Raw genomic sequence first — 17,809 nt, 5'->3', positions numbered from 1 at the left:
GAAGGCTGCGCCTACCCGCCGTTCCTCCGCCCTGCGGGCGTCTTCTTCGGGCTTGTCCTCCCTTTCACGCCGGTGGGAGGAGCGTTGAGGGGCTTGGCAGACCTCGCCCGCCGCGTGCGGACCAATGCGGAGGACGCCCGCACCTCGGAAGGAAGGGCTTGCTCAGCCCACTCGGTGAGTTCAGATCGCTGATGCGACATGAGTCCCGCCTTGACCTGGTGGCCGCCCATGGCCGTGCTGTACACGATGCCCGCGCGCAGTCCCTGCTCCAGCCACGCCTCCGGATGGGAGAGGATGTCGTCCGCGCCGGGGAAGGGCTCGGCCAGCGAGATTCCGCGCAGGATGCCGGCCGGTCCGCTTCGACCTGCCCGCTTCCTACGATCGCCTGGCCCAGTTCCTCCCCCGCCGTGAGCCGGCCGAGGCCGACTTCGCCGAGGTGGGCGAGGGCCGGCTCATCCAGGGCGAATCAACCTGAACGGCGTATCGCACCTGGGCGGAGCAATTCGCTGCTTCAGCCCAGGAGGCGATGACACGCGACGTTGCGCATCCGGAACTCCGCTTGACGTGGCGGGAACATCTCATCGCACCTCAGGCCGAGCAGTGATGAGCCCTGATCGCGTCCATGGGGCACCGGCGAGTGCGGGGACGGACCGTTCTGTCCGCGCTTCGCCCGAGGACCGGGCCGCTGATCGCTTGCGGTGCCGGCCGGCCGTCGTGGCTGTACGAGTTCGCGGTGACCATGCGGCTCGTCGGCGCGCCCACGATCCCTGACCACGCTCACGTCCTTCGCGTCGCTGGCCTCGTCGCTTCGACCCGCGGCCGCACCACGCGGAAGAGCGGTCGGCGCCGAAGCGCGAGCGGCGGCCGGGCGGCCCGGCTCGCGCCACGGTTGAACAGCCGCCGGAGCGCCGTCGCGGATGACGTCCGTCTGGGCGCCGGCGGGGTGCGGAGGGGAGCCCGGCCGGCCGGTGGACGTGGTCGTCCTCCCGCCTACGGCCACCGCGACGGCCACGGCGGCGGCGGTTCCGCCTACCAGTATCAGAGCGCGAACCGGCACCCGTCCGCGAACCCACTCGATCTTCTTGCGCATGTCCTGCCCCCGTGATGCGATCCATCCTTCGCGTGCGCAATGTATCGGCGCCTCCCGGGGGCCGCTCCGGCTTTGATGTCCCGTTGGCCATCACTGGACGCGCCGTGAACCGCGCGGTGGGTGTCACTCGGGCCGCGCGCCGAGGTCCGTCAGCGAGCGCAGCACCGCCGCGCAACTCGCCGTGCTGCGCGTCAGCAGGTACACCTCCCAGCCGTCCGACAGCTGAGGTTCGAGCCCCGCCCACAGATAGGCGAAGCTCGTCCCGGGGTCCAGCCCGCCGCGACCGGCGCCGAACAGCGGGAAACAGATCGACCGGAGAGGCGGTGCGAACCTGTCCCGCTCCTGCCCGGCGAGATGGAACGCGTTGCCCACCGCGCGCACGACCCCGGTGGGTTCGACGTCGTAGTCGTTCGTGTGAGTACGCGGGATCGCCGTCGCCGCGTGGTAAATGCGCCGGATCCCGGTGCGGGCCAGCTCTCCCGAGGAGGTGGCGACCACGGTGCCCGGCGCGACCGCCAGCCCCTCGCGGCCATGGGCGCGCGACCAGTCGTGCAGCTCCCGCTGCAGGACGTCGTCGATCAGCTCGCCGACGTCGTTCCTGCGCGCGGCGGCCGAGCGCAGACTGGCGGACAGGGACGACTTGAAGGTCTTGGACATCTCCAGGTACACGTTCTCGGACGAGACCAGGATGTCCATGTCACGCAGCGCCTGCACGGGCATGCGGCAGACGGTCACGTGCCGCTCGCGGCCGGGCGGGCCCAGGAACAGCCGGCGGCGGGCGCCCAGCGGCAGACCCTCATCGGTGGGAAGGCGAGCCTGCCCGCCGCACAGGCGCAGAATCTCCTCGGCGGCGTACTCGATGATCATCCGCTCGTGGTGCTTGCGGAAGCGCTCCGGCGAGACGGCGTACACTTCCGACGCGCGCCGTCTGCGGCTCTGCGCAGGCCAGTCGCGGGTGCCTGCGATGACCCCGAACGTGTATGCGCAAGCTGTCGCGAGTGTGCCGTCGCCCATGCCGTTGACCACGTGGCCAAGCAGGGAGGCGATCGAGGAAGGCGCCATCTCGGCGTCGACCGGCGAGCCGAGCGCGGCGGCTGCCGCGGTCAACGCGGGCAGCGGTGTATGGCGGAGCCGGAGCAACCCTCGCTCGCGCACCGTTCTCAGCTCCGCGACGAGATCCGCGTGACGGATCGCGGGTGCCATTGCATCATCGTCGCATCGATCTGAGGGGGTGCACAGGTCAGGCGTACGGGCGAAGCACTGATTGGCGGCCTGCGATCAGATGTCCTCCCAGAGCTGGTCCGCGGTCGCCACCGGCACCGGGGCGCCGAGGCGGGCGGCGAGTGCCCTGGCCTCGGTCAGGAGCGGGTGACCCTCGGCCAGCGCGGGGCGCGCGTGGTCGAGCGGCGTGCGTGAGAGCAGCGGCCCCAGCAGGCCCGGGACCTCGCCGACCAGGCCGGCCTGGACCCGCCGTGCCGCGGTGGCCAGGCGTCCCGCCAGCACGATCGGGTGCTGGGGGTCCAGCTCGGAGCCGGCCATCGCCTCCAGCGCGGCGGCGAAGCTCTCGCTGTCGGCGGCCCGGCCGCGGGCATCGGCTGTACGGGCGGCCAGCAGCAGTGTGTGCGCCTGGGTTGGGAAGTCGTCGCCCAGCTTGCGCTCGATCTCGGCCACCGACTCCAGAACGGCCGCCGCCTCGTCCGCTCTGCCGAGCGACAGCAGTGCCTCGGCCCTGGCCCGGGAGGCCCCCCTGTCACCGGGGGACAGCCGGTCGAGCAGGCCGAGCGCCGCCTCTGCGGAACCGCAGGCCGTTAGCGCCTGGGCGTGCACGATGGCGGCCTCCTCCGACAGGCGCCTCGAAACCCGCTGCCTGAACCACGGGGTGCTGACCACCGACTCCGCGAGCGTGTTGACGGCCAGGGCGGGGAAGCCCGCGGTCAGCTCGGTTTCGGCGAGCCGCACGTTGTCGTACTGGCGCCAGTAACCGTTGGCCGGGAGGTGCTGCGCCCGGCAGCTCATGGCCTCGAGCAGGTGCCTGCGCGCGTGGATGGGGTCGCCTGCCGCGAGCAGGGCCTCGGCGAGGGCCACCCGTGCCGAGGCGGTGTTCACGTTGCCCGGTCCGAGCCGCTTGACGCGGTCGCGCAGCACCTCCTCCGCCAGCAGGACACCGCGGACCACGCGCCCCGACCTGATCGCGGCTCTGACGGCGGCCTGCCTGGTGAGGGTGAGTCTTCGCCACCGCGGGCTCACCCCCTCGGCGGGAACGTCCGAGGCCCGTGCCGCCTCGACCTTCCGCAGCAGCGCGGCGCCCTCCGCCGGGCGTCCCATGGCGATCAGCGCGTCGGCGATGTTGTGCTCGGCCCGCGCGATGTAGGACTCGGCCTCCTCCACGTCCGGGAGCTTGACGGCTACCTCGCGCGACCGCTCCAGCCGCGAGAGCGCCTCCGCCGGGTCGCCGAGCCGCAGCAGGAGGAGTCCGTGCCGGCTCTCGACGTCGCACAGCAGGCGCAGGTCGCCGACCGAATCCCCGCGTCCGGCCGTTGACTCCAGCAGCTGGGCCAGCTCCGCCGCCACGCGGATCGCGCGCGCGGTCAGCGGCGTGCCGTCGATGAGGATGCGCAGGACCTGCTCCAGGGCGGCTGCCTTGATCCTGGGGCCCGCGTGGTCGTGGACGGCCAGCGCGGCGGCCCGCTCGGCGGTGCGCAGCCTGCTCGCCCACTCCCCGGCCAGTGGCACGACGTCACGCTCGAACCAGTACGCGGCCAGCGCCTCGGCCTGCCGCTCCATCGCCGCGTCCGCGTCGTCGGCCAAGGCGCGGAAGGCCAGCTCGGACAGCCGCTCCGCGCTCCTGCGCGCCCAGCCCTCCGGCGGCACGGCGACCGCGGACACCGCCGTCTCGATCCGGGCGGCCAGATGTTGCGCGTAGGCGGTCACGCGCCCTTCCCACCCCGACTCTGCGGCCTGCCCGTATGGCCCGTCCGGCCACGCGGGGGAGCTCTGCTGGGGGGCGGGACGCTTCTCCGAGGTGGAGATGTCCCCGATCCCGAGCCTGACCTGGCCCACGAGGAACCGCTCAGCCTGACTGAAGGCGGCGATCCGGTGGAGAGCGACGGCGACCAGGGTTTCGGCGTCGGTGACGGTCTCGGGCGGGCTCGGCTCGGGGTCGTCCGCGGCGAACTCCTCGAACGCGTACTTGAGCGCCAGGGCCACCAGGACGCGGCGGCTGCGCACCTCGTTGTAGAGCCATACCGCACTGCGGGCCTTGCCCCGGGTGCCCTTCCTGGGCAGACGGACCAGCTCTGCCACGTCCTCCGCCCTCACCTGGTGGTAGGCGCTGTGCCGGAAAGCCGTCGCCGAGGCAGCCGCGATCGCGGCGAGCCTGCGTTCCTGAGCCGGGCTGGACACCTCAGGCTGGATCATGAAAGTAACTATATCTGACTATTGCTCCTATTTACCAAGTATGTGCACTCCACTATGACCGGGCGATGGCTCCAAGACGCCCGGCTTCCGACCGAGATACGCCCGGAACGCGGACGGCCCTGCTGATTGCCTGGAAAGCAGACCCAGGAACGACGGAAGGGGCGATTCGATGACTCGGACGGACATCGCCGACGCCAGAGATGACCTGGCCGGCCGAGGGTGGGCGGTGCTCCACACAGGTCTACGCCACACCGACGGCGACGCGGTGGACCACGCGGCGGTACTGCGCCTCGCCCGGGAGTTCGGGGTGCCGTCGCGCCGGGACGGTGGCCAGGAGATCTGGCCGATACGGCCGTCGCGAACGGATCCGGCGGCCACCTTGTCGGAACGGGCGGGCGCGGCGGACTTCCACACCGACGCGGCCTACCGGGCCGACCCCGAGGGCGTCGTCTGCATGTTCGTCGTCAGGCCGGCGGCGGACGGGGGCCTGACGCTGCTGCTCCACGCCGCCACGGTAAAGGCCGAGTTGCGGCGGCACGCTCTCGGTGAGCGCGTCCTGGCCGAGCTCGGGAAGCCCAGGTGGCAGTGGCGGGTGCCCGAGGTGTTCGGCGGAGGGGAGGACGGCGCCTGCTCGCGCGCCGCGGTCATGCCCGGCGACGGGACGGTACGGTGGCGCGCCGACAACCTCGTGGACCTCACCCTGGAACAGCGCAGGGTGGCGTCCTGGTTCGCCTGTCTGCTCAGGGTGCTGCCCGGCACGGTATGCCTGGAGCACCGGCCGGGCGACATGATCGTGATCGACAACCACCACGTGATGCACGCGCGTACGTCCTTCCGGGATCCGCGCCGCATGCTGCTGCGCGTACGGGTGTGGACGTCATGAGCCAGGCGCGCCGATGGGCGATCGACGCGGCGAGTGCGGCGGCCCGCGTGCCCGCCGAGGGGGCGGAGGCCGCCGTGTGGACGGTGTACGGCTGGGCCGAGGTGGCCCTGGGCTGCGCGGTACTCGCCAGGCCGGGAGCCTTCGCGGGGCTGGACCAGGTGATCGCCGGTCGCGGTGTGCGGCGCGGCGGCATCGCCGCCGCGCGGCTGCGTGCCCTGCGCGCCGTGGCGGGGCCGGTGCCGGGTTACTACCCGGTGGCCGAGTCGCCAGGACCGGTGCCGCCGGTGGCCGAGAGCACGTGGCACCTGTGCGCGGCTCTGGCCGAGTTCTGCGACGCGCTGCCCGCGCGCCGCGGGTACCCGCGCGTACCCGATCGGGCCGCGGACCATCTCTGGTGGGGCGAGAAGTACCGGCCCTCCGCCCGGCGCGGGCATCTTGTGGTGCCTGGTCGTCCCTACACCGGGTTGGCCAGGCGAGTATGGATGCGGCTGCCCGGCCACCCCGCCGTGCTGGTCGATGTGCCACGCCGCGCGCCCGAGCCCTACCGCCGGGTCTGGCGGGGCATTCACGAGGGGGCGCACCTCGACCATCTGGCGGCGGGAGAAGGCCGGCCCGGTTCCCTCACGGGCCCGCACCCGGCCGAGTTCGGGCACGGCCTGCTCGCCGCCGAGTCGTACGCCATGGCGGTGGAACTGGTCGCGCTGCTGGAGAGCTCGGAGCGCGGCGAGGGCCGGGTCGCCGGCTGCCTGCGGGACGGGATCGCCGAGCGGATCGGCCGCCTGCCGGGGTTCCCCGGCAGGCTCCGCCTGACCGGACGCACGTTGCGGCGGGCCGCCGGTCACCGGGAACCCGAGTTGGCGGCGCTGCCGACGCTGGCCGCGACCTATGTGACAGGGCCGCTGCGCCTGCTGGCGGGAGACGATCTCGCCCTGCCCGTACGGTTACGCGCCGACCTCGCCGGCCGGTGGGAAGCGCTCACCCGGCGCTGGCCGGCAGCCCGGCGGCTGATGGCCGTCGTGAGGGACGTCCACGCTGACGAAGTATCGGATGCTTCGCCCCTCTTTGTAGTACAGTGAGCTTCAGGTTAGTGCGATGGAAAACTACAGTGACATAAAGAACGGTTCGGCGTCATGGTGGACATGATCCATGCGTTGCGTTGTAGCGTTGCCGCCCGGTGGTGGGCGGAGAATGAAAAGCGAAGGCGTCACTGGGACACGACCCAGCACTACTACAACGCCTTCCTGTCCCTCTCATCCAGAACCGGCGAGCTTCCCGACCGCCAGGAGGTGGTGTCCCTCGCCGGCGGGAGGCAGAGCACCTTCTACACGGTGAGCGGGCCCAAGGCGCTGCACTCGCTGCTCGCGCGCTATCAGGGGGCGCTGCCCGGCCTGGCCGGACTGTACCCCGCGCCCAACGTCGCCGCCTGGCTCGGGCACGAGACCGCCGTGTGGGCGTACTGGCCGCACAGGACCGGCTGGCTGCGCTCGATCGACGGCGATCGCGACCGTGCCGCCCGGGCGCTCCTGTTCGTGCTCGCCGACTTCGCCGCCGGGTGGCAGGGTCTGATGCGGGCGTCAGGAGGCAGACCGCCGATGTGCGCGGTGGAGGACTTCGCCATCGTGCTGGGCCGCGGCGCGAGCCCGGAAACCCTGTACGGCCTGCTGGCCCGCCTGCTCACGTCCGTCGCTGCCGCGCCCGGCATGCCGCCCGAGGCGGCAGCCGACAGCGCGGAGCGCGAGCTGGACGGCCTGCTGCGGCGGATGAACGGCGCGGCGGCGCAGGCTCGGCTGGCCGAGGCGATCGAAACGGTGCGCAACGACCCGACCATCAGCGGTCCGCGGCTCGCCGAGATCGGGAAGATGCTCAGGAGCGCTGGCGAGATGCTGCTGACCGATCCCGGCCGGGAGACCGGCGCGGACTCGCCGGTGATCTGACATGTGCTCGAAGGAGAGGGGCCGGCGTCCGGTGGTGGCGGAACTGCGGGCCCAGATGCTGACCGCGATGACGGGCTGCCCGCGAGACCTGACCGCCCTGTGGCACCGCTCCGCGGCCGAGCTGGGGCCCTCGAACCCGCTCACCCTGCTCATCGCCTGCAAGTCCGAGACGTACGCCAGTCGTACCCGGCCGGTGACCGAGTCGGTGCCGGTCTGGGAGCGGCTCGTACGCTGCGCGGCCGATGCCCTCGAAGCCGGCGACCCGGCACATCTGGAGATCGTCTCCCGATACGGCAGGTGGCTCGGCCGTCGAGGCGAGCCGACGGACCTGGACAACGCCGTGGTCCACCAGCGTGCCGAACTGGCCCGTCGTGAATCCGCGCTGGGGGTGCAGGCCTACTGGACGGGAACGGTCCGCCTCGACCTGGCCACGACGCTGGTGGAACGTGCCAGGTTGGGTCACCTGGACCACACCGTGAAGGCCGTGCCCTCCGCGGACCTGGCCGAGGCCGCGGAGCTGAGCGCCCAGGAGATCGCACACAGAAGCGTCGTCTGCGGTCACGACGACCTGCGCACCTGGGAGGCCCGCGGTGTCGCCGGTAAGGTGGCGCTCTGCCAGGCGCTGCTCGGACCGGCGGCCGGTGAGCGCACCACCGCGCAGGCCAGGGAGCTGGCTGACCAGGTGGTGCGCATGACCACCGACTTCATGACGGGCAGACAGGCGCTTCGGGAGCCGCGCTTGCTCCAGGGCCTGCTGCTGCGGGCGCAGGCGTTGCTCGCGGCGGGCCGGCAGGCGGAGGCGGAGGCCGAGGCACGGCTCGCGGGTGAGCTGCACCGGGGCAGAGAGGATGGCTGGCCCGGCGGCATCGACCCCGGTCTGGCGCCACTGACACTGGCCCGTGTGCTGGCGGGGACGGACCGGGCCGAGGCGGTGGCAGCGGCGCGGCGTGCGCTGCGCAGCCGGCTGGACTGGTTCCCCGAGGACAGCGTGTACTGCGTGGAGGCGCGGGAGCAACTGGGCGCGTGCTGACGGCCGGCGGCGTTCACCGCTCGTGCGGCCCCTTCCCGTGCCCGGTTCGCCAGCTCGGGGGCTCCAGCCGCACGCCCTGCGCGCGCAGCGCGCGCTCCAGCAGTGGCAGGGTCCCTTCGGCAGGGACGCCGATGAGCCACACGCCGTGCTCGTCGGTCACGACCTGCATCGGCGACCGTTCCGGCGCCAGGTCGGCGAAGGGCCGGTAACGGCTCTCGGCGAGCTCGGTCCTGAGCAGCATGCGCTGGCCGGCCGAGCCCCGCCAGATCAGCCCGGTCGGTCTGCCCGCCTCGTACCGGCCGGTGATCAGCACGTCCGCGTGCCTGACCGCCGCACGCTGGTCGTCGTCCAGTTCGGACTCCTCGTAGCCGGTGAAGACCAGCAGGTCGATGGGCCGTGCCGCGCGTCGTCTGATCACATCGGCCGCCGACAACAACGCGGCCAGCCCTTCGGGTTGTACGAGAGGCTCGCCGCCGCTGACGGTCAGCCCGTCCGCCCCGTCGCGGACGGCGGCGCTCCAGAGCCGCGCCAGCTCCTCCACGGGCACCTCGGCTCCCGCCGCCTCGTCCCAGGTGTCGCGGGACATGCAGCCGGGGCAGGCCAGCGGGCAGCCCTGCGTCCAGATGCCCAGCCTGCGGCCGAACCCGAGTGTGATGACGGGGCTGTGGACGCGGTTCACCCGCAACGTGGCCGCCATCACAAGGTCCTGATCAGCTCGGCGATGGCTTCGGTGGCCTTGGCGTCGGCCAGGCCCGTGGCGACGCCGTCGAGGTAACGGATGCGGGCGGTCCTGAAGGTCTGGCGCACCACGTCCTGGTCGGCGGTCATGCGCTGCTGCGCGCTCGCCTCCAGCCGGTCGCAGGCGGCTCGCAGCTCCGCGTGCCGCGCGCAGATGGAGTCAAGGCGGCCTCGATCGTCCGCGAGCCGGTCCGCCAGCAGGTCGCGGGCGTCGGCGGCACCCTCGTACGCCGTCCGCAGCGGGTGGAATCTCGCCGTTCCCAACAGGAACGAGATCCCCGACGTGATGAACAGCAGCATGACGAACAGCGCGATGATGCTGAGGTCACTGGCGTGCAGCGGCTCGGCCGCGCTCTTCAGGCCTTCCTCGACCACCGCGCCGCTCTCGTTCACCACTGTGGGCGGTACGAGCAGCACCCTGGCCCGCAGGTAGCCGAGCACGGCCGCCAGATAGAGGCCGGGCAGGAGCAGGACCAGCCCGGTGAGGATCACCTTGCGCTCCTCGCCGGTGGTATGCCGCCCCCTGTAGAGATAGCCGGCGAGGTGCGGCAGCAGAACCATGATCGAGGCCACGGACACCGCGAAAACCCCGCTGAGTACCTGCTCGATGAGGGTGTCGCCATGGAAGTAGTCGAACACGGCCCATTGGATCGGCACGTCGATGGCCACGAGCACGATCAGCAGCGCCTGTTTCAACCTGGAGGGCAGCGGCGGAGCCGTGTACGGGCCCTCCCACCTGGCCGTCTCCGGCCCCGCCGCGTCCACGCCGCCGGGAAGGCCCTCGTGGGAGTCTCCCTCGCGGAGCAACCCACGCCTGCGGCGGCGTTCGTCGTCCCTGGCCAGCGCGTCGATCCGGGCCCGGACGTCGTCCGCCTCGTGCACCGCCCTGCCGTGCTTCGCCTCCAGATCTGCTACCAGCGCGACCGTGGTGGCCCGCGCCGCCTCGCCCTCGGCGACGCGCCCCCGTAGAACTTCCATCCTCGTCCGATCGTCGGCGGGCAGGCGGGCGAGCACGCGTTCCTCCTCGGCCTGCAGCACGCTCAGGTGGGGCGGCGGCGCGCCGGGGTCGAACGACCACGTGTCGAGGATGCCCCCGCGGGCGTCGGAGACTCCCTGCTCATGGGCCCGCTCGGGCACCCCGTCGCCGGTGTAGCCGATGGGCCCGATGTCGAAGGGGCCGGGCAGGGGAGGCTGTGGATGGGTCATGCCCGTGATCCTCCGGTCAGACTTTCTTCGGCTCGACAGGGCAATGCGCCTTGTCTTTCAGGAGTTCTTTCCAGAAGGCGTCGAAGGCTGGAAATGCCACCGGATCCCTGCCTTGCAGAGTGCCGTATCCGATCGTGACGAGTCGCACGCCGGACAGGTTGGGAATGCGCTTGTCGGCGGCCAGCCTCTCGATGATCGCCCGCCTTTTCTCCGGAGTGCTCAAATCATCCTCATAGAGGTTCAGGGGATGGTCGCCGCCTTTCGGATCGGTGGCCATGAAATCGCTGAAAACGATCAGGTGATAGCCCGCTCCGCCGGTCGGGCGCTCCTCCGCCGCCCTCCAGAGGCCGCCCAGGACGTCGGAGCCGGGAACCTCGCGCTGATCGGTGCGCACGCAGCCGAGCAGCTCACCCGCGCGCTGGACGGCAAGGCCGCGCCGCGTGTTCCGGAGGGCGGGCCGGTCGAGGTTGCCCGCCGCGTCAGGGTCCAGGTCGACATCGTCGGCGGTGCAGTACGCCGAGCGCGATGCCCCGGTGATCGGCTCGAACGTCACGGTCCGGCAGCCGGCCTGGAAGAGTTGCCTGGGCAGCTGAGCTCTGACCCGCTGCTCGGCGTCGAAGCCCGTTTTCGGTTCCGAGGAGCCGGATCCGTCGAGGACGACGTCGCACACGCCCGCCAGCCGGTCCTCCGAACAACCGGTGAGCCCGGCGCAGAGCACGGCGGCCACGGCGAGAGCCGACGCGAACCGGCCCGCCGGGAGCGGGGACGGAGGCGACGCGCGATGTGAGTTCATGGCGGTTCCCCCGGTCATCCGACGAGGTCCAGCGCGCGCCGCACGGGACCGGATGCTCCCCGCAGGTGCGTGAGAAGCAACTCGTCCGGCGCGTCCCAGAGCGGGTCGGGCTCGATGAGCGGCACAGACCCGACGGTCACCCCGCCCTTGCTCCTGCGCCGGATCCGCCGGCGCAGCACGCCCTCCCAGTAGCAGGCGACGAGCTGCCCGGCCCGGCTGTGCCGCACGAGGGCGTTCTGGTGGCATGAGGCCACGTCGACCCGCCAGGCGGTGATCAGCTCGAGGAGCCTGACGCGAGTGCGGGCGGATGCCTGGCCGTTCGCCTCGTGCTCGCGCAGGACCTCGGCCGCCTGGCGGGAGATCTCCCGCAGGAGATCGCCCCGGCGGTCGATGAGCCGCTTGAGCGCCGCGCTGGACTCAGCCCTGGCGTGCTCCTGCATCTCGTGCACGTAGGCGGCGCCCAGCGCGCTGGCAGCCGCGGCCGTCATCGGCTCGGTGATCAGTTTCTTCTGCGCCATCGCCTGCTTCCAGATCCGGCGCGAGGCGCGCCTGCCCTCCCTCATGGCGGCCTTGCGCTGGCCGGCGGTCAACGCGGGCGGATCCTCGGCGGGTGGCCCTTTCCTGGCGCCCCTGTCCACCGCGGTCATGTGGATGCTCCTTTCTCCGTCGCAACGTCCGGGCAATTCTGGAGTTTCACGGCACTCGACGGCAATAGGAAAAACTATGCCATACTTCGGCTGGGCGGGCGCTGTCGTCCCTGCATTCCAGAAAGGCATTGGAATACATGGAACAAGGCGCCGGTCGCTTTTCCGTTCCATACAAATTCCGAAAATCATGGAATGTCGAAAGCTGGAAGAATGTCTCATCCACCGCCCACTGAGCTCGATCCGGGACGCTCCGCGCCCCCGACGGAGCTGGATCCAGGGCGCACGGGCACGGACGAGGTTCCGCCGACCTTCATCGACGCGGGCCGCGAGCCGCTCACCGAAGACGCCTGGGGGGCCGGCAGGCTGCCCACCGCACTCGCCGGCCGCCTGAAGCTGGTCAGGGAGCTGGTGGGCGGCTCGGAGGCGCTGCTGTTCCTCGTCACGGACCCCGAGGGCCGCGAGCGGATCCTCAAGATCTACCGCGCCGGGCACGGGCCCGACCCGGAGGTGTCCGAGGCGCTGGCGCGGCTGAGCGGCGAACGCCACCTGGTGGAGGTGTACGAGCGCGGCACGGTCGCGGGGCGCGCTTATGAGCTGATGGAGCACCTGGCCGGCGGCGACCTGCGTACCCTGCTCGGAGACCCGCCGCGCGGACTGCCGCCCGTGACGGTGACCGAGATCGTCAGACAGATGGCCGCCGCGCTCAACGCGCTGCACGCGGTGGGCGTACCGCACCGCGACCTGAAACCGGACAACCTGCTCCTGCGTTCCCGTGAGCCGCTGGAGCTGGCCGTCATCGACTTCGGCATCAGCCGCGTGACCGACGGCACAGAGATCCGCGACAGCCGCCACGGCACAGTGATCTACATGGCGCCCGAGCAGCTCCTGGCACGGCGGGTGTCACCTGCCGTCGACTGGTGGGCCCTCGGCATGACGCTGCTGGAGCTGAGCGCGGGACGGCACCCGTACGGCCACCTGGCGGACGCCGAGGTGATGGCGCTCCAGCACGTGCGCGACATCGACTTCACCGGAGCGGACGACGAGCGCGTCCGGCTGCTCCTGCGCGGTCTGCTGACCAAGGACGCCCCCGACCGATGGGGCGGCGAAGAAGTGGCCGAATGGCTGAGGGGCGGATCCCCGCCGGTGGTCGCCGCCGCCCTGGAGGAGCCGCAGTTCGAGCCGTACGACCATCGGGGCAGGACGGTCACCGGCCGCCGGCAGCTGGCGCAACTGCTCGCCGGGGAATGGGACAGCGCGGCGGCGTACTACTTCACCGCTACGGGGACGGCGCCGCCATGGCAGCGGCTGCGCGGCTGGATCGCGAGGCTGGGCGGGGACCCGGACGGTCTGTTCGCGGCGGTGGAGGCGAACCTGCCGCCGGACGTCAAGCTGCTGCGCCTGGTCCGCTGGCTGGACCCGACCATGCCCGCCCTCTACCGCAACGAGGTCCTCACGCTCGACCGGGTCACGGAGCTGGCCCGCAAGGCGCTCGGCGGCACGCCAGGCAACGTGCCCGACTTGATGCTGCAGCTGTGGAACCACCGGTTACTGCTGGAACTGGCCCGTGCGCCGCTCGGTGGCGGGCTCGCCGAGGCCGACGCCCGCTGGCGCGAGTCGCACGTCTCCTGGCAGGCCGTGACCGCCCGCCTCCGCGCCGCTCGCCCCGATCTGGGCGAGGCCCTGGCCGGGATCGCGCCAGCGCGGCTGCTGCCGCACCTTCTGGCGCTGGCGACCAGCCCGGACGCCTCGGCGGATGCCCTGCGCCAGACAGCGGGGGAGCTGCGGGCCGACCTGCCTCACGACGTACCGTGGTTCACCGAGCTGACCGGCGCGCGGGCCGGGCCGCTCGACCGCCTGTGCGCGCTGCTGCTGGAGCCCGCCGCCCGCGTCGAGGCCGCCGACCTGCACGCGGCCCGCGTACGCCGGGCCTGGCTGCTGCGCGAGGAGGCCACGCATCTGTGGTACCGGAACCAGGACCGGCCGATCGCGCTGGGCTGGGCGGCTGCGGGCTGCTGCCTGGTGGCGGTGTTCTGGGTGTGGCTGATCGTGGTGAGCGATCTGATCCCGATCGCGACCACGACCATGACCGACCTCGGCTGGCTCTGCGTGATCGTGGCGATCGTCCTGGTGATCGGCGTGGAGCTGGCGTTCGCGGCCGGCGTCGGAGGGCCCTACCACCCGGCGTACTCGCTGATCGGCGGCACCGCGCGGCTGGCCAGGGCGGTGGCCAGGCCGGTACGCGGCAACGGCTGGCTCGGGCTCGCGGTGGTGGGAGGAGCGCTGCTGGCGGTGCTGGCCGCGACGGCCTTCCTGCCGCCCGTGCTGCCGATCGGGACGGTCGTCGTGCAGGTGATCTGGACGGTGGCGCGGCAGCGCCGCTGGGTGGCCGACGAGGAGGACAGGGCGGATCAGCTCGCGCGAGCCAGGCGCGAACAGCAGGAAGACGAGCGAGGAGGACGGACATGAGCGCAGGTTCGATGGCGGTGATCGCGGTCCCGGTGGTGCTGCCGCTGGCGGTCGGCGCGCTGGCGGTCGGCGGGGCGGCCTTCCTGATCGCGCGGGCCGCCGCCCGCGGGGCCGAGCTGGCCGCGGAGGGGGCGGTGATGCTCGGCGACGCCATGGACGCGGAGGCCGGACGCCTTGCCGGCGAGCGCCGCGCCGCGGACCGGTGGCGGGACGCGACGGCCGTGGTCGTGCGGCACAACGCCCAGATCACGGCGCTGCGCGCGGCGGCCGGCAAGGTGCCGGTGACGCTGACCCTGCCCGAGCCCCTGGACGTGGCGGGCAGCGACATGGCCACGATCCGGTCCTGGTGCGCGGACACCGAGAAGGGGCTCGCGCGGGCCCGCGCCGTCCTGAGCGGGCACGTGGCCGGTGAGGCGTGCCGCCGGCTCGCGCAACGCCTCGGCGGCGAGGCCGAGCCGGTCATCACCGCGGCCGAGGCGCTCGCCAGGGCGCGGGCAGGAGCGGCGCCGGTGAAGGCGGCCTCGCCGGGCGGCGCCGCCGCCAGGATCGACGCGCGGCTCGCCAAGCTGGACCCCGGTGTGAGCACGCGGGAGTACGCCCAGATCCTCGAGGTCGCGGCGCGCACTCGGACGGCCACGTCCGTCCAGGCCCAGCGGTCCGGCCTCGACCAGCTGCTCAGACTGATCCACGACGCCAACGCCGCGGCGCGGCGCCGCCACGAGGACGCGGTGACCGCCGGTGCGTATCTGCAGTCGTTCCGGGCCACCGGCATCCCCGACGCGGGGGACGGCGGTGCCGCGCGCGTGGTCGAAAACCTGAACGCGGTCGTCGCGGGCGACGCGCCGCTCGACGCGGCGCTGCGCGCCCGAGCCGAGGAACTGAACGGCCGGGCGCTGTGCCGGGCCCAGCAGATGTACCTGCGCGAGACCGTTGCCGCCCTGATGCGGGCCTCTGGCTGGGAGGTCAGCGGTGAGGACCAGGTCCTCACCCTGACCAGGGGCGACTGGCCAGGCCACTACGCCACCGTCGACGTCGGCGACCGCCTGGTCCGGGGACGTGTCGTCAGGCGCGTGCCGCCCACCGGCATCGACGGGCGGCGTCAGGACCGCGAGCGGTGCCAGGACTTCGCCCGCGACTTCGAGGGCCTGGCCGCAGGCTTGCGCGTCGAGCACGGCCGGCCGCGGGTGTCGGCGGACGAGGAGGTCGAAGTGGCCGCCCGGCCCGAGCCGATCTCGCGGGTGCGTCAGGAGCGCAAGGCCAGGAGACGATCGTGAACGGCTGGTCGAAGCGGCTGACGGACTGGCCGCCGTTCGTCCGCGAACTGGCGGGCACGCTGTCCGTCCACGCCCAGTACATCCTGCACGGCAACGTGCGCGACCGGTTCCTGGTGCCGCCCAAGCCCTCGTCTCTCCCGCTCGTGGACGTGCTGTGGGAGGCGTTGCGGCCCGACGGCTACCTGGCGTTGATCCGCTACGACCCCGTGCACGGCTTCACCGCACACGCGGAGGCCGAGCAAGGAGTGGCGGCCCGCCTCCTGGGCACGGGCGTCATCGGTTCTGCGCCGTCCATGGACGCGCTCCGCAAGCACCTGACCGCCGTGGCCCAGGGGCCTGCCCGGATGGCGCTGGTCATCGACTACGCCTCCCGCCTGCTGGTGTCGCCCGCCCACATCAACCAGGACGAACACGACTTCTTCCGGTTCGCGCTCAAACTCGCGGAGCAGGCCACCCCGCAGCTCGGCGGACCGGCGGAGCGGCAGGCGGCGCTGTTCAACCCGCTGATCTGGCTGGTGGACGGAGAACGCGACCTGCCGGCGTGGCTGATGGCGTCCGGGCCGCGGGTGCGCACGATCGGAGTGGCACTGCCCGGCCTGGACGAGCGCGCGAGGACCAGCCGGATGCTCGCCGTCGACCTTGGCCTGTTGGACGCCCCTGCGGGGTCGGACGGTGCCCGCGCTATGGAACAGTTCGCGCGCCAGACCGACGGCATGCGGACCCGGGACCTGCACGAGATCGTCCGGCTGGCACGGGACCGCGGCATGGGAGCCACGGAGCTGCCCGACGCCGTACGCATCTACAAACTGGGCTTCGAGGACAACCTCTGGCATCGCGGCGAGCTGCGCAGGCGCATCCAGGAGGGCGAGAGTTGGCTGCACGAGCGGGTGCGGGGCCAGCGGCGAGCAGTGCTCAAGACCCTCGACATACTCAAACGCGCGGCGCTCGGCCTGTCCGGCGCCCAGGCCACTGCCCCGGGCACCCGTCCCCGCGGCGTGCTGTTCTTCGCCGGGCCGACCGGGGTGGGCAAGACCGAGCTCGCCAAGGCCGTGGCCGAGCTGGTGTTCGGGGAGGCCGACTCGTTCCTGCGCTTCGACATGAGCGAGTTCTCCGCCGAGCACGCCGCCGACCGGCTGATCGGGGCGCCGCCGGGCTATGTCGGGTTCGAGGCGGGCGGCGAGCTGACCAGCGCGGTGCGCAGGATGCCGTTCCGCGTCATCCTCTTCGACGAGATCGAGAAGGCCCATCCGCAGGTGCTGGACAAGTTCCTGCAGATCCTCGAGGACGGGCGTCTCACCGACGGCCAGGGCATGACCACCCATTTCTCCGAGTGCGTGCTGGTCTTCACCTCCAATCTCGGCATCCGCAGGGAGGACCCGCGGACCGGGGAGAGGGTCCGCACCGTCGACGAGAGCATGGAGCCGGAGGAGGTGCGCGAGACCGTCCTGGACACGATCAACCAGCATTTCACCGACAAGCTCAACCGGCCGGAGCTGCTCAACAGGTTCGGCGACAACATCGTGGTCTTCGACTTCATCTCCGCCACCGTCGCCGCGCAGATCTTCGACGGGCAGCTGGACAACATCATCCGCAGGGTAAGCGAGCAGCACCGGGTCACCGTCGACCTCACCTCGCGGGCCAGGGACGACCTGCGCGAGCTGTGCCCGTTCTCGCCGCAGAACGGCGGGCGGGGCATCGGCAACGCGCTGGAGTCGGCGTTCATCAACCCGCTCGCCCGGGAGCTGTTCGACCGGGACGCGGCACCCGGCGGCACCCTGCGGATCCTGGGCGTCGACGGGGGCGATCCCGTGACCCTGCGCGTGGAGTCGCCGTGAAGTGCCCCTTGGGCTGCGCAGATCCCGGCTCCACCACGATGTGCGCGCACTGCGGATCCGACCTCGAACCCGGGTCGCCGGCCGGCGATACCCGTCCGGGAGAGCAGGAGACGGTGGGCGGTGGGGCGTCCGCCGGCGTGCTCGCGGTGCGGTTCGCCTTCGGGGACGTCCTCCCGTGCCCGGACTCGCCGGTGCGGCTGGGCAGGGACCCTCTCTGGTCGCCGTACGCCACCTCCCTGTCCGCGCACCGCAACGTGTCGCGGCGGCACGCCACCGTGGGCCTCGACCCGGACGGCGGCGCGTGGATCGACCCGGAGCAGACCCCGAACGGCACCTTCCGCAACGGTGAGGAGTTGCCGCCGAACCGGCGGCACCCGCTGTCGCGAGGTGACCTGGTCCGCCTCGCGGCAGGCCCGGAGGGGGTCGTGGCCGTCATGAACGAGGAAGAGGAGCGATGATGAGGGGCCGTTCGCACGCCTGGAGCGCCCAGTGGACG

At 72.2% G+C, this 17,809-nt stretch carries 14 protein-coding genes and 1 pseudogene; 8 read left to right on the top strand and 7 right to left on the bottom strand.

The genetic code is table 11. From position 1 onward, the window contains the following. Positions 1 to 11: 11 nt before the first annotated feature. The 3 genes and pseudogenes from ABD331_RS60915 to ABD331_RS13690 form a co-directional block, all read right to left on the bottom strand. Positions 12 to 350 (bottom strand): annotated as a pseudogene (locus ABD331_RS60915) (pPIWI_RE module domain-containing protein); the annotation flags it as partial. A gap of 863 nt (positions 351 to 1,213) precedes the next feature. After that, complete coding sequence (locus ABD331_RS13695) at positions 1,214 to 2,293, bottom strand: macro domain-containing protein (protein ID WP_344474352.1); 1,080 nt, start codon at positions 2,291 to 2,293, stop codon at positions 1,214 to 1,216. Positions 2,294 to 2,368: 75 nt separating this feature from the next. Beyond that, complete coding sequence (locus ABD331_RS13690) at positions 2,369 to 4,507, bottom strand: hypothetical protein (protein WP_344474350.1); 2,139 nt, start codon at positions 4,505 to 4,507, stop codon at positions 2,369 to 2,371. A gap of 169 nt (positions 4,508 to 4,676) precedes the next feature. Between ABD331_RS13690 and ABD331_RS13685 the strand changes: the two genes are divergently transcribed. The 4 genes from ABD331_RS13685 to ABD331_RS13670 all read left to right on the top strand — a co-directional run bounded on the left by ABD331_RS13685 (position 4,677) and on the right by ABD331_RS13670 (position 8,354). After that, positions 4,677 to 5,390 carry a TauD/TfdA family dioxygenase gene (locus tag ABD331_RS13685; RefSeq protein ID WP_344474348.1) on the top strand — a complete coding sequence of 238 codons (714 nt, stop codon included), beginning with the start codon at positions 4,677 to 4,679 and terminating at the stop codon, positions 5,388 to 5,390. Continuing rightward, positions 5,387 to 6,466: a hypothetical protein gene (locus ABD331_RS13680; protein WP_344474346.1), complete on the top strand. Its 1,080-nt coding sequence runs from the start codon at positions 5,387 to 5,389 to the stop codon at positions 6,464 to 6,466. The genes ABD331_RS13685 and ABD331_RS13680 overlap by 4 nt, the downstream gene beginning before the upstream one ends. 75 nt (positions 6,467 to 6,541) lie before the next feature. Next, on the top strand, positions 6,542 to 7,324 hold the full coding sequence (locus tag ABD331_RS13675) for a hypothetical protein (RefSeq protein ID WP_344474344.1): 783 nt from the start codon (positions 6,542 to 6,544) through the stop codon (positions 7,322 to 7,324). Between the two features lies 1 nt (position 7,325). Further along, positions 7,326 to 8,354, top strand: a complete 1,029-nt coding sequence (locus ABD331_RS13670) for a hypothetical protein (RefSeq protein ID WP_344474342.1) — start codon at positions 7,326 to 7,328, stop codon at positions 8,352 to 8,354. Between the two features lie 13 nt (positions 8,355 to 8,367). On the opposite strand, the gene ABD331_RS13665 is transcribed toward ABD331_RS13670, so the two are convergent. From ABD331_RS13665 to ABD331_RS13650, 4 genes are all read right to left on the bottom strand, one after another. Beyond that, entirely contained in the window at positions 8,368 to 9,051 is a 684-nt protein-coding gene (locus tag ABD331_RS13665; protein ID WP_344474340.1) for a 4Fe-4S single cluster domain-containing protein, read from the bottom strand. Then, positions 9,051 to 10,298 (bottom strand): hypothetical protein, encoded by a 1,248-nt coding sequence (locus ABD331_RS13660; RefSeq protein ID WP_344474338.1) that lies wholly within the window; start codon positions 10,296 to 10,298, stop codon positions 9,051 to 9,053. Before ABD331_RS13660 ends, ABD331_RS13665 begins: the two co-directional genes overlap by 1 nt. Before the next feature lie 16 nt (positions 10,299 to 10,314). Then, positions 10,315 to 11,025: a hypothetical protein gene (locus ABD331_RS13655; protein ID WP_344474336.1), complete on the bottom strand. Its 711-nt coding sequence runs from the start codon at positions 11,023 to 11,025 to the stop codon at positions 10,315 to 10,317. Between the two features lie 80 nt (positions 11,026 to 11,105). Then, on the bottom strand, positions 11,106 to 11,738 hold the full coding sequence (locus tag ABD331_RS13650) for a hypothetical protein (protein ID WP_344474334.1): 633 nt from the start codon (positions 11,736 to 11,738) through the stop codon (positions 11,106 to 11,108). Positions 11,739 to 11,948: 210 nt separating this feature from the next. Here ABD331_RS13650 and ABD331_RS13645 point away from each other — a divergent pair, with 210 nt between their 5' ends. From ABD331_RS13645 to ABD331_RS13630, 4 genes are read left to right on the top strand one after another with little or no spacing between them, the layout of a single operon-like run. Continuing rightward, a complete protein-coding gene (locus ABD331_RS13645; protein WP_344474332.1) occupies positions 11,949 to 14,204 on the top strand; it encodes a protein kinase domain-containing protein in 2,256 nt (751 codons plus the stop codon). Then, on the top strand, positions 14,201 to 15,478 hold the full coding sequence (locus ABD331_RS13640; protein WP_344474329.1) for a hypothetical protein: 1,278 nt from the start codon (positions 14,201 to 14,203) through the stop codon (positions 15,476 to 15,478). Before ABD331_RS13645 ends, ABD331_RS13640 begins: the two co-directional genes overlap by 4 nt. Beyond that, positions 15,475 to 17,313 carry an AAA family ATPase gene (locus ABD331_RS13635; protein ID WP_344474327.1) on the top strand — a complete coding sequence of 613 codons (1,839 nt, stop codon included), beginning with the start codon at positions 15,475 to 15,477 and terminating at the stop codon, positions 17,311 to 17,313. Before ABD331_RS13640 ends, ABD331_RS13635 begins: the two co-directional genes overlap by 4 nt. Next, positions 17,310 to 17,771 carry an FHA domain-containing protein gene (locus ABD331_RS13630; RefSeq protein WP_344474325.1) on the top strand — a complete coding sequence of 154 codons (462 nt, stop codon included), beginning with the start codon at positions 17,310 to 17,312 and terminating at the stop codon, positions 17,769 to 17,771. Before ABD331_RS13635 ends, ABD331_RS13630 begins: the two co-directional genes overlap by 4 nt. Positions 17,772 to 17,809 lie beyond the last annotated feature (38 nt).

Source organism: Nonomuraea monospora (genome assembly GCF_039531895.1).
Taxonomy (GTDB): Bacteria; Actinomycetota; Actinomycetes; order Streptosporangiales; family Streptosporangiaceae; genus Nonomuraea; species Nonomuraea monospora.
This window is presented reverse-complemented; position numbering and strand designations above follow the sequence as displayed.